This is a genomic window from Mesorhizobium australicum, assembly GCF_900177325.1.
Lineage (GTDB): Bacteria > Pseudomonadota > Alphaproteobacteria > Rhizobiales > Rhizobiaceae > Mesorhizobium_A > Mesorhizobium_A australicum_A.
On the sequence record NZ_FXBL01000004.1, the window covers coordinates 3,379,739 to 3,391,407 of the forward strand.

General features: G+C 63.9%; 10 protein-coding genes. 5 read left to right on the top strand and 5 right to left on the bottom strand.

What is annotated here, in order from left to right; all coding sequences use genetic code 11:
• Position 1 precedes the first annotated feature (1 nt).
• Positions 2–508 carry a DUF1993 domain-containing protein gene (locus B9Z03_RS19170; protein ID WP_085465667.1) on the bottom strand — a complete coding sequence of 169 codons (507 nt, stop codon included), beginning with the start codon at positions 506–508 and terminating at the stop codon, positions 2–4.
• Between the two features lie 135 nt (positions 509–643).
• Between B9Z03_RS19170 and B9Z03_RS19175 the strand changes: the two genes are divergently transcribed.
• Positions 644–1,666 (top strand): DUF1176 domain-containing protein, encoded by a 1,023-nt coding sequence (locus B9Z03_RS19175; protein ID WP_085465668.1) that lies wholly within the window; start codon positions 644–646, stop codon positions 1,664–1,666.
• On the opposite strand, the gene B9Z03_RS19180 is transcribed toward B9Z03_RS19175, so the two are convergent.
• Together B9Z03_RS19180 and B9Z03_RS19185 are read right to left on the bottom strand one after the other, a co-directional pair.
• Entirely contained in the window at positions 1,667–2,086 is a 420-nt protein-coding gene (locus B9Z03_RS19180; protein ID WP_085465669.1) for a DUF1330 domain-containing protein, read from the bottom strand. It lies immediately after the preceding gene.
• An 8-nt stretch (positions 2,087–2,094) separates the two neighbouring features.
• Positions 2,095–2,964: an alpha/beta hydrolase family protein gene (locus tag B9Z03_RS19185; RefSeq protein ID WP_085465670.1), complete on the bottom strand. Its 870-nt coding sequence runs from the start codon at positions 2,962–2,964 to the stop codon at positions 2,095–2,097.
• 147 nt (positions 2,965–3,111) lie between these two features.
• On the opposite strand from B9Z03_RS19185, the gene B9Z03_RS19190 reads away from it, so the two are divergent.
• The 3 genes from B9Z03_RS19190 to B9Z03_RS19200 all read left to right on the top strand — a co-directional run bounded on the left by B9Z03_RS19190 (position 3,112) and on the right by B9Z03_RS19200 (position 5,434).
• Positions 3,112–3,366 carry a GlsB/YeaQ/YmgE family stress response membrane protein gene (locus B9Z03_RS19190; protein ID WP_085465671.1) on the top strand — a complete coding sequence of 85 codons (255 nt, stop codon included), beginning with the start codon at positions 3,112–3,114 and terminating at the stop codon, positions 3,364–3,366.
• Positions 3,367–3,529: 163 nt separating this feature from the next.
• Positions 3,530–4,795 (top strand): SAM-dependent methyltransferase, encoded by a 1,266-nt coding sequence (locus B9Z03_RS19195; protein ID WP_085467760.1) that lies wholly within the window; start codon positions 3,530–3,532, stop codon positions 4,793–4,795.
• Between the two features lie 186 nt (positions 4,796–4,981).
• Positions 4,982–5,434, top strand: a complete 453-nt coding sequence (locus tag B9Z03_RS19200; protein ID WP_085465672.1) for a hypothetical protein — start codon at positions 4,982–4,984, stop codon at positions 5,432–5,434.
• Between the two features lie 189 nt (positions 5,435–5,623).
• Here B9Z03_RS19200 and B9Z03_RS19205 read toward each other — a convergent pair whose 3' ends face one another.
• Positions 5,624–7,603, bottom strand: a complete 1,980-nt coding sequence (locus tag B9Z03_RS19205) for a bifunctional 2',3'-cyclic-nucleotide 2'-phosphodiesterase/3'-nucleotidase (RefSeq protein ID WP_085465673.1) — start codon at positions 7,601–7,603, stop codon at positions 5,624–5,626.
• Positions 7,604–7,939: 336 nt separating this feature from the next.
• Here B9Z03_RS19205 and amt point away from each other — a divergent pair, with 336 nt between their 5' ends.
• Positions 7,940–11,119 carry an ammonium transporter gene (gene amt / locus B9Z03_RS19210; protein ID WP_085465674.1) on the top strand — a complete coding sequence of 1,060 codons (3,180 nt, stop codon included), beginning with the start codon at positions 7,940–7,942 and terminating at the stop codon, positions 11,117–11,119.
• Between the two features lie 12 nt (positions 11,120–11,131).
• Here amt and B9Z03_RS19215 read toward each other — a convergent pair whose 3' ends face one another.
• A complete protein-coding gene (locus B9Z03_RS19215) occupies positions 11,132–11,605 on the bottom strand; it encodes an Lrp/AsnC family transcriptional regulator (protein ID WP_085465675.1) in 474 nt (157 codons plus the stop codon).
• Positions 11,606–11,669 lie beyond the last annotated feature (64 nt).

Here is an 11,669-nt window from a genome sequence, read left to right on the forward strand (position 1 = left end):
ATCAGCCGCGGCCGAAGAAATCCGCCTTGCCGAGCACCACGCCCTTGTGCCGCAGGATGTCGTAGGCGGTGACGACGTGGAAATAGAAATTCCCCATCGCGTAGGCGAGCAGATATTGCTGGCCCGTGAAGGGCAGTTCCGCCTTGCCCACCTTGATCGCGACCGGACGGTCTTCCGAACCGTCGATCTCCTCGGGCCTGTAGGTCTTGAGATGGTCGCGCACTCTGTCGATCCGCGCCTTGAGGTCGGCGAAGCTCTTTTCCGTGTCCTCGATCCTCAGGATCTCCCGCCCGGCCAGCCGCGCCGATGCACCCTTGGCATGGTCGGTCGCGATCTGCACCTGCGCCGTCAGCGGCAGCATGTCGGGCGCCAGCCGCGCGGTGAGCAGATCGGCGGGGTCGATGCCGTTTGCCGCTGCATGCGCCTCGCCCTTGGCGAGCACATGCGACAGATTCTTCAACACGCCGGAAAAGACAGGCACCGACGCCTGGTACATCGAAATGGTCATGGAAACTCCGCCTCTCACGCCCGCGCAGCAGGGCGTGGGCCGCGGCAGCGATAGACGCTGGCCAAGACCGGCGCAAGCGTCGCGAGGCGGTCGCAATCGGTGGTATCATGTCGACACGTGGGATGGAGAAGACAGATGCGATTCGTTGCCGCGACCCTGGCCCTTGCCGCCTGCAGCTTGAGCGCAGGTGTGTCGTTCGCCCAGCAGGAACCCTACCTCGACGACCGTTCGACCCCGCAGGCGCTGGTGAAGTCGCTCTACAACGCGATCGGCCGCAAGGAATATGCCCGCGCCTACGGCTATTTCGCCAACCCGCCCGCGCCGACGCTGAACGACTATGCCAAGGGCTTTGACGAAACCGAGGGCGTGACGCTCATCGTCGGCACGCCGGCCGAAGAGGGAGCCGCCGGCAGCACCTTCTACTCCCTGCCCGTCGCGATCTCGGCCACCGGCGCCAACGAACAGGTGTTCGCGGGCTGCTACACGCTCAGGCTTGCCAACCCGCAGATCCAGGGCGATCCCTACAAGCCGCTGGAAATCGAGAAGGGCGCGCTCGCGCCGGTCTCCGGCCCGATCGAGACCGCGCTGCCGACATCCTGTCCCGACGCTCCCGCCCTGCCCGCCCAGAACGCCGCGCTGGAGCGCGCCAAGGCCAAATTCACGGCCTCGCGCCTGGACAGTTGCCAGATCGAGGAGGGCAACGAGCCGCAGGCCTGGGACATCGAGTTCCACTACACCTATGACAGTCAGGACGAGCCCGCGCGGACGTTCAAGCTGATCCGCTTCTACTGCGCGCGCGGCGCCTACAACGAGGTTCACGTCTACTACCTCGCCGACGACATGGGCGAACTGAACGAGTTGCACTTTGCCCAGCCCGAGCTCGACATCCGCTACGAGAATGACGATCACGAAGGCAAGGTGGAGAGCGTCAACGTCATCGGCTTCACCTCGGCCGACCGCCTCGTCAACTCGGAGTTCGATCCGGACACGAAGACCATTTCCTCCTGGGCGAAATGGCGCGGCGTGGGCGACGCCTCTTCCGTCGGCAAGTGGATCTTCCGCAATGGCACTTTCACTCTGGTGCGGTTCGAGGTCGACGCCTCCTACGATGGCGAGATCGAGCACCAGACGGTCGTCGACTACGACTCTGGCCCCTGATTACTCGCCAAATCCCGCACCCGTGAGTTTCGGCGCCGTGCGGATCAGCCGCGAATCCTCCACCGCCGCCTGACGGTGGATCACCGCCTTCTGGTAGTCCGGATCCTTGATCATCTCCACGAAGGCCGCCGCCGACGGATATTCCGCGATGAAGCAGATGTCCCAGCGCTCCTCGCTCGGCCCGATCAGCATCAGCCGGAAATCGCCGCTCCAGGCGATACGGCCACCGACACGGCGGAAGATTGGCCCACTCTCGCGCCCATAGGCGGCATAGGCCTCGCGGCCGCTCGCCTCGCGCCCGTCCGGATAGGCAGCACGGTCGCGCAGCCGCACCAGATTCAGCATATGCACCGGGCCGTCATCCGGCAGCCGGCGGAATTCGCCGAACCTCTCGCGCGTCGGGTCTATATGGCCGCTCATCTTTCCTCCTATCGCGCCAGCATCCAGTTGAGCACGTCGCGCCAGTCCGTCATCCGGATCGGCGTGCCGTGGGTGCCCGTCTCGAAGCGCACGAGACGGACGGGATAATTCGCGCCTTTGAGGCGCTTGTACATCGCCTCCTGCGTGTCCACCGGAAACACGGCGTCCTTGCTGCCTTGCCCGAGATAGAGCGGTACCTTGCGCTTGTAGGCGGCACTCTTAGCGAAATCGTCGGAGGTGAACGAGCCCAGCATCATCAAACCGGCAAGCCTGCCGGCGACCGCTGGACTATCCGCAAGCCCCCAGCAGATCGCACCGCCCATCGACCCGCAAGCGACGACGATCGGCGCCTTGGGTGAGCGGTCCGCATAATGGTCGAGCAGGGCCGCGATCTCCTTCACCCCCTTCGGTCCGAACTCGGAGAAATCGGGCGAAAGATAGAGACCGCCATTCTCCCACATCAGGTTCTTGATGCGGTTGAAGTTGCCGCCGAAGGTGAAGTCGTCCACGCCCTGCTTTCGGCTGCCGCCCTGCCCGTGGATGTAGACGACGATCGCCGACGCTCCTTCCGGCTTGCCGACCGCGACATGACGGATGTCGCCCTGCGCCGTCTTCAGCGACAGGTCCTTCTGCGCGCTGCGCACCGACAGCCGCACATAGTCGCCCTTCACCCGCCGTTCGGGCACCTCGTCGCGCTGGTTGATGTCGCGCAGCTCGCGATAGTCGACCACCAGCCGGCTGCCGCCATCCTCCCGCGCGATCAGTCCGGGATACGCGAACAGCTCGTCCTTGAACGGCTTCAGCGTCAGGGCCGCGGCACCTGAAACGAACGAAACGACGAGGGATGCGGCCAGCGCCGCGACGAAGAGAATCCGCATGGGACGAACCTAAAGCCTTTCCCCATTGGAAGAAATCGTCTTCGCGTCGGAAAGGACGGACCGGCTTTCCCCAGGACAAGTCCGGCCCTCTCTCGACTCGGCCGCGCCTTTCTGTTTCGCTCCCGACTCCCATTGGAGGGAAATGACATGGGTATTGAAAGTCTTCTCGTCTTCATCATCGTGGGTGCGATCGCAGGCTGGCTCGCCGGCCTGATCGTCAAGGGTTACGGCTTCGGCCTGCTCGGCAACATCGTGGTCGGCATCGTCGGCGCGCTGGTCGCCGGCTTCATCCTGCCGCGCCTCGGGCTTGCCGTCGGCGGGGGTATCCTTGCCGCCATCATCAACGCCACCATCGGCGCGGTGATCCTCCTCGTCCTCATCAGGCTCGTCAAAAGCGCCTGACCGGGATCCATGCGGGAGCCAGCCCACGCGCCGGCTCCCGCTCTCGGGTCGCTAGCCCGACGACCCGCCTGTTGTTGCCTCTTGAACATTCCCGTCATGCCATGGAAGATTGCAGTTGTATGGCATGACAGCCGCGACCGCAGTCGCGCAAAGGGCATCGGCAATGACGCACGGGGGAAACACGGCAGCGGATGAACTCTCGGCGGAGCGCGCCGTGCGGCTCGACCCCGGCAATTTCGCCGAGTTCGCGCGCGGCCTGCCCGCAAAGGCGCGCATGGTGCTTCAGGCCGCCATGTCGTTGCCCTTCGGCTCGCTGGTCGCTCGCCTTCCCGACGGGCGTACTGTCAGCGTCGGCGGCAATGCGCCGGGGCCGGACGCGAAGGTGATCCTAAAGAACTGGCGGCTGCCGTCGCGCGCCCTCTCAGGCGGCACGATCGGCGTGGCAGAATCCTATATGGACGGCGACTGGGAGAGCCCGGACGTCACCACCTTCCTCGAACTCTTCGTGGTCAACCAGGAGGCGGGCGAGAAGGTCGCCGGCGGCGCCAACTGGCTCATCATGACGATCCAGCGCATCCGCCACTGGTTCAACGACAACACCAGGTCCGGCTCAAAGCGCAACATCTCGGCCCATTACGATCTCGGCAACGAGTTCTACTCGAAATGGCTCGATCCGAGCATGACCTACTCCTCGGCCCTCTACGACACTGGCGCCAACGACCTCGAATCCGCCCAAGCCGCTAAATACCGCGCGCTCGCCCGCGATACCGGCATCGGGCCCGACGACCACGTGCTGGAGATCGGCTGTGGCTGGGGCGGCTTCGCCGAGTTTGCTGCGCGTGAGATCGGCTGCAAGGTCACCGGCCTGACGATCAGCCGCGAGCAGCTCGACTTCGCCCGCGCCCGCATCCAGAAAGCCGGTCTTGCCGACAAGGTCGAGTTCAAGTTCCAGGACTATCGCGAGGAGACCGGCCGCTACGACCGCATCGCCTCGATCGAGATGTTCGAGGCGGTCGGCGAGAAATACTGGCCTGTCTTCTTCGGCAAGGTGAAGGAGTGCCTGAAGCCCGGCGGCACCGCCGGGATGCAGATCATCACCATCAACGAAGACGCCTTCAAGCTCTACCGCAAGCGACCGGACTTCATCCAGCGCTACGTCTTCCCGGGCGGCATGCTGCCGACGCCGGCGATCCTGAAATCGTTGGGCGCGCAGCACGGCCTGTCCTTCTTCCGCGAGCGCGTCTTCCCGCAGGACTATGCCCGCACGCTGGCCGAGTGGCGCGAACGCTTCTGGCACTCCTGGGATCGCATCGTCCCGCTCGGCTTCGACGACCGCTTCAAGAAGCTCTGGGAGTTCTACCTGCACTATTGCGAGGCGGGCTTCCGCGCCGAATACATCGATGTAAGGCAGGTCGTCTACAAGGCCTGACCTGCTTCGGCAGAAGACCCGCAGGCGAAAACAGCGGACCTCCGGTCCCCTCCTTGGCGTTTTACCGGCCTGTAAAGCGGTTCACATACATTTCCCTGTCCATGTCAGACATTTGGCTTGCCGTTACGTCAGCCTCGGTTCCGAAGCGACGGGCGACGGTGTTTCCTGAACTGAAAGGACAGGACAATGACCAAGACACCCTTGATGAAAATGCTCGCGGGCGCAGCCGCGCTCATGATGGTGCTGGGTTCGGTGACGACCTCCTCCGCACAGCTTGGCGCGGGCAAAAACCCGCAGAATATCGGGTCCGGAGTCGCTCCGCAGGGAGCTGGCGGCGCCGCCTGGGGGTCGGCTCAACTGTTCGCCGTGGTCAACTCCAACGGCACGCGGATGAGAGGAAAGGGAGATGCCTCGTCGACGAAGCTCGGCACGGGCATTTACGAAATACGCTTCTATCGCAACATCGTGCAGTGCTCCTGGCAGGGCACCATCGGGCTCGGCACCATGTCAGGCTCCACCGCGCCGAGCTTCATCAGCGTGACCGGCCGCGCAGGCACGAACAACGGCGTATTCGTTCAGACCTGGAATCAGAGCGGAACTCCCACCGACCTTCCGTTCGGCGTCTACATCGACTGCTGAACAGTCGGTTCCGTGTCTAACGGCCCTCGACGCGGCACTCGCGCCGAGGGCTGTCACATTTCGCCGACAAGTGCTTCAGCCTGAGCGTTTCCTGCCACCAGCACGCGCAGACGCCACGGGCCTGTCAGCCCGCGGGATGGCGAGAGCCACGCCGACCGGTGTCGGAGTCCAAACCGAAGCGGTCTCGTCCTACAGCGTGATGCGATACTTCCCGAAGCCGCCCTCACCTTCGCCGGCGTCCTCGATCTTCACGCCCTTCACTTCGGCAAGGAACTGCTTCGCCTTCGGCCCGGTCTCGAACAGCACCGTCGCGCCCTCGACCGGCGCGAAGCTCCAGTTGGCGTCGGCCGACGGGTTGATGGTGCCCTGGTCGATGATGTAGCGCACGATCACGTCGCGATTGGTGTCCGGCGCCTCGAAGATGATCTTCGATGCATTGATCTCCGGGAAGTTGCCGCCGCCGCCGGCGCGGTAATTGTTCGTCGCCACGACGAACTTCGCCGCTGGATCGATGGGTTTGCCGTCGAACATCAGGTCGACGATACGGCTCGACTGCGCGTTCAGCACCGCCCCCTTCGGATCGTATTTCGGCGGCTGCGACAGATCGATCTTGTAGGTGACCCCGTCGATGACATCGAAATTGAAGGCCGGGAAATCCGGATTGATCAGCTTCTGATCCGCCTTGCCCTTTTCGACCTGGTTGAAGATGCCGGCCGACATTTCCAGCCATTCCTTCACCTGCGCCCCGGTGATCTCCACCGCCCGCACCGTGTTCGGATAGAGGTAGAGGTCGGCGACGTTCTTGATCGCAATGTCGCCTGCCGGCACGTCCGTATAGTAGTCCGGGCCACCGCGCCCGCCCGACTTGAAGGGGGCCGCAGCAGACAGCACCGGCAGGTCCTTCCACTGCGAGGTTTTCAGCAGGTCCTTGATGTACCAGGTCTGTGCCTGGGAGACGATCTGCACCGACGGATCGTCGGCCACCAGCGCGAAATAGGAGTAGAGCGGCGCCGAGGTCTTGCCCACCGGCCGGCGCACATAGGCGAGCGTCGCCTCGTGGTCCTCCTTCACGGCGTCGACGATCTTCTGCACGTCGCCGACGATCGCCTTGTTCTTGTTGTCGACGCGCTCGAAGATCGGCCGCGCCTCGGACGTCGCCGAGACAACCTTCCACTTCGAGCCGTCGCGTTCGAGCAGCAGGTCGATCAGGCCCATATGCGAGCCCCAGAATCCGGCCTGCACCGCAGGCTTGCCCTGCAGCGTGCCCTTCTCGGTGTCGACGCCTTCGAGGCCCTGGAAATCCTTCTTGCCGGGGAAGACGAGATGCTGGTGACCCGTGAACACCGCATCGATCCCGTCGACGCCCGCCACGTGGAAGGCCGCGTTCTCCATCATGTCGCCGGTGCCGGTGTCGATGCCGGAGTGCGACAGCGCGATGACGATGTCGGCGCCCTCCTCCTTGATCTGCGGCACCCAGGCCTTTGCCGCCTGGACAATGTCGCGCACCGCGACGTTGCCCTCCAGGTTCTTGGAGTCCCAGATCATGATCTGAGGCGGCACGAAGCCGATGACGCCGATCTTGATCGGATGCTCGGCGCCGGAGCCGTCCTTCACCTTCTTGTCGAGGATCACATAGGGCTTGAGGTAGAGCTTGTCGTCGCGTGCATTGGCGGCAAGCTCCGTGCCACGCACGAGGTTGGCGCAGACGAACGGGAAGTTGGCGCCGGCCAGCACCTTGTCCATGAAGGACAGGCCGTAGTTGAACTCGTGGTTGCCGAGCGTCGACACCGAATAGCCGAGCAGGTTCATGCCCTTCATCACCGGGTGGATGTCGCCGTCCTTCATCCCGCGCTCATAGGCGATGTAGTCGCCCATCGGGTTGCCCTGCAGAAGGTCGCCGTTGTCGACCAGCAGCGAATTGGTCGCCTCGGCCCTCACCGCGTCGATCAGCGAGGCTGTTCGCGCGAGCCCCATCGTGTCGTTGGGCTTGTCGCCGTAATAGTCGTAGGGCAGCACGTTCACATGGATGTCGGTCGTCTCCATGATGCGCAGATGCGCCTGGTTGGCCTGCGCATTGGCGGAGAACGGGTGGAGTATCACCAGGCCGCCGAAGGCGGCGCTGCCGGCCAGGAAGGCGCGGCGCGAAAGCGGAAGCAGCATCTCGGACATTTCTCTCTCCTGTAAACGTCGAGGAAGGCGCGGCGGAAGATCAAGGATCTGAGTGTCGCGCCGCCGCTCGCCTCTGTCCAGCATCAAGGTGACAGGGCGATGAACATTCGCCGGCAAAGGTTCTGGCCGCACCGGCGGCGCTTTCACTGTCAGAAGCTACGTGAATCGGCTCTCGGCGCCCCAGACCTGCAAACCAGACCATTTGACTAAACTTTAGGCAATTGCACAAAATAACCCATTGTTTTCAAACGAAATTCAGCGCTCGAAGCGAGTCTCGGTACACGCAAGTTTAATCAACTTCTGTTGAAGTCCCCCACAAGGGCATAAGGGGGCAGCATGACGCGCATCTTGCGACAGCGCGGCGTTTGGATCCTGATCGCCGCCGGTCTGGCGGCGGGCAGCGCTCCGCCGCAAGCGGCGGCCGCCGAGTTGTCGGTAGAAACCTTGAAACGCGATCTCGACATGAGTTGGACGCTGCTCGCGGCCGGGCTCGTGCTGATGATGCAGGTCGGGTTTCTGTTGCTCGAAGCCGGCATGGTCCGTTCCAAGAATTCGATCAACGTCGCGCAGAAGAACCTCCTCGACATGGTGTTCGCCATCGTGGCCTTTGGCGCGGTCGGCTTCATGCTGGCCTTCGCGCCGAGCCGCGGCCTGCTTTTCGGCTTCGACACCGACTACCTGATGGTGTCCAATCTCGACTCCTGGCAGATGGCCTTCTTCGTTTTCCAGGTCATGTTCTGCGGCACCGCGGCGACCATCGTGTCCGGCGCCGTCGCCGAGCGGATGCGGCTTTTCGCCTATGTTCTCGGCTCGATATTCATCGCGCTCGTGATCTATCCGGTCTTCGTCCACTGGGCCTGGGGCGCCGCCCTGCAGCCGAACGAAAGCGCGTTCCTCGGCAATATGGGCTTCATCGATTTCGCCGGTTCGACTGTCGTTCATTCGACTGGAGCCTGGGTGTCGTTGGCCGCGTGCTGGATCATGGGTGCGCGCGAAGGCCGCTATGATGTGAACGGAGATCCGGTCCGCATCGCCGGCCACAATCCGGTGCTGACGACGGCCGGCGCGATCATCCTCTTCGTCGGCTGGATCGGTTTCAACGGCGGCTCGACGGTTGGAGCGAATCCCGACATCGCCCACATCATAGCCAACACGGTTATCGCGGCGGGCACCGGCGGCGTCGCCGGCTATCTTCTTGGCTGGCACCAGGATGGGGTGGTGTATCCCGAGAAAGCGGTCTGCGGCATGCTCGGCGGGCTGGTGGCGATCACCGCCGGCTGCATGGCGCTTGGCCCGATCGGCGCCTTCCTCGTCGGAATTGTCGGCGGCCTCGTCGCGATCTGGGGAAACGATGTCGTCGAGCGCGATTTAAAGATCGACGATGCGGTCGGCGCGATTGGCGTGCACGGCTTCTCCGGCGTTGCCGGCACACTCGCCGTGGCGCTCTTGGCGCCGGTCGAGAATCTCCCCGCCGGCAGCCGCTTCGCGCAGCTCGAAGTTCAGGCGACCGGTGTCGTCGTTAATTTCATCTGGAGCTTCGGCGTCGCCGTCGCCTTCTTCTGGGCGCTCTCCCGCATCACCCGGCTGCGCGTCACCAGCGAGGAGGAGCAGATCGGCCTGAACGAGGCAGAGCACGGCACCCGCATGGGGATCGGCCATGTCGAGCAGGCGCTCGAAAAACTGGTGCACGGCAAGGCCGATCTCACCATGCGCATCCCTTCAGTCCAGGGCGACGAATCCGAGACGCTGACGCGCCTGTTCAACGGGCTGATGGACAGCATCCAGCGCGAGGAGCATGCGCGCGCCGAAACCAGGCGCATCGCGCGGGACGCGATCGAAGCCGAGCGCCTGTCTGCGCTTGCCAACGCGACCTTCGAAGCAATCGTCATTCTGCAGGACGGCAGGATCGTCGACGGCAACGACAAGCTCGCGGAACTCTTCGGAACCAGCCTGGCGCAGCTGAAAGGCCGCCAGCTCCTCGACCTGATCGCGCCCGACCGCGTCGAAGAGGTTCGCGAGGCCATGACGCTGTCGGTCGTCGACCCGTACGAATGCGCAATCGTGGACATGGCGGGAACACGCATCCCCGTCGAAATGCGCGGCCGCGAAGTGACCTATCATGGCGCGAAGTCGCGCGTCGGCTGCATCGTCGACCTGCGCGAGCGCAAGAACGCCGAGGATCGTATCCGGCACCTCGCGCTACACGACACGCTGACCGGCCTGCCGAACCGCGCGCTCTTCAACGAGAAACTGGCGGCAGTCACCCGTTCCGGCAGAACAGACCGAGGCAAGACGGCGCTTCTTCTGATCGACCTCGATCGGTTCAAGAACATCAACGACATCCACGGTCACCCCGCCGGCGACCGCGTCATCGAGATTTCGGCGCAGCGCCTTGCCGAATTGTCGCCCGACGGCTGCCTCGCGGCCCGCCTGGGCGGCGACGAGTTCGCGATCCTGTTCCCGGGTCTCGCCTTCGCCGCCCAGGCGGCCGATCTTGCCTTCCGGATCGTCTCGAGCCTCATCCTGCCGATCACATTGGACGACGGCACCCAGGTCCGCGTCGGCGCCAGCGTCGGCGTGTCCGTCGCCGACAGTCCGAACGAGCTGGAACGGCTGGTCTCGCGCGCCGACACCGCGCTCTACCATGCCAAGCACATGGGCCGGAACACCTATTGCCTCTACGAGCCTGGAATGGACGCGCAACTGGAGAAGCGCCGCGCAATCGAAGGGGACCTCGCCGAAGCCCTCGAACGTGGCCAGTTCGACCTGCACTTCCAGCCACGTGTCTCCATCGCCACCCGTCGGATCGTCTCCTATGAGGCGTTGGTGCGCTGGCACCATCCTGAAAAAGGCATGATCAGTCCGGCGGACTTCATCCCGATCGCCGAGCAGAACGGCAAGATCATCGCGATCGGCGAGTGGATATTGCGCGAGGCCTGCCGCCGCGCCCGTTCCGAACTCGGCGGCGCGCGGGTGAGCGTGAACGTCAGCCCGGTCCAGTTTCGCCAGCGCAACTTCGTTGAGGCGGTTGGCGCGGCCATCGCCGACACCGGCATCGATCCGACCATGCTCGAGCTGGAGATCACCGAGGGCGTGCTGATCGACGACGACAGGCGCGCGCATCGCCTCCTGAGCGAGCTCAAGCGTCTGGGCGTCACCATCGCACTCGACGATTTCGGGACGGGTTACTCGTCTCTGGGTTATCTCGGCCGCTTTCCCGTCGACACGATCAAGATCGATCGTTCCTTCATCCGTGACATGGCGAAGTCGGACACCGCGATGACGATCGTCCGCACGATCGCCGGCCTAGGCAACGGGCTCGGCATGACGATCGTCGCCGAGGGGGTCGAAACGATGGACGAAGCGAGGCTGCTTGCGAATATTGGCTGCAGCGAATTCCAGGGCTACCTCCTGGGCCGTCCTGTGCCGGTGTCGGCAATCCCCGATATCGATCACGCGGCAATCGCGCAGACCGTCGAGCAATGTCTCGCGATGCCCCTCGAAGAGGCTGCCTGACGCCAGGCGCGGCTACGCCATCTCCGGCCTGAGCCCGAGCGCCACGCGGTCAATGATCTCCCTGAGCGCGAAGCTCGAATTGATCTTGGTTACATGCGGCAGCGCGGTCAGCCACTCCTTGTGGATGCGCTCGTAGTCGGCGAGGTCCTTCGCCGCGATCCGCAGGATGTAGTCGTATTCCCCCGACATCAGGTGGCACGACAGGATGTTGGGACACCGCTTCACCGCGCTCTCGAAGTCGGACAGCGTCTTCTCGAACTGGCCGGACAGGGAGATGTGCACGATCGCCGTCATCTGGTGGCCGAGCGCCGTGTTGGAGATGCGCGCATGATAGCCGCGGATGATCCCGGCCTTTTCGAGCGCATCGAGACGCCGCGAGCAGGCCGATTGCGACAGGCCTGCCCGTTCTGCAAGCGCCGCATTGGAGATGCGTCCGTCGGTCTGAAGCGTGTCCAAAATGGTGATATCGATCCGGTCTAGCCGCATTGGTCGAAGATCCTTCGCAAGATCGGCACCCCCACGCAAGAATACGCGAATATGGCATCGTCCC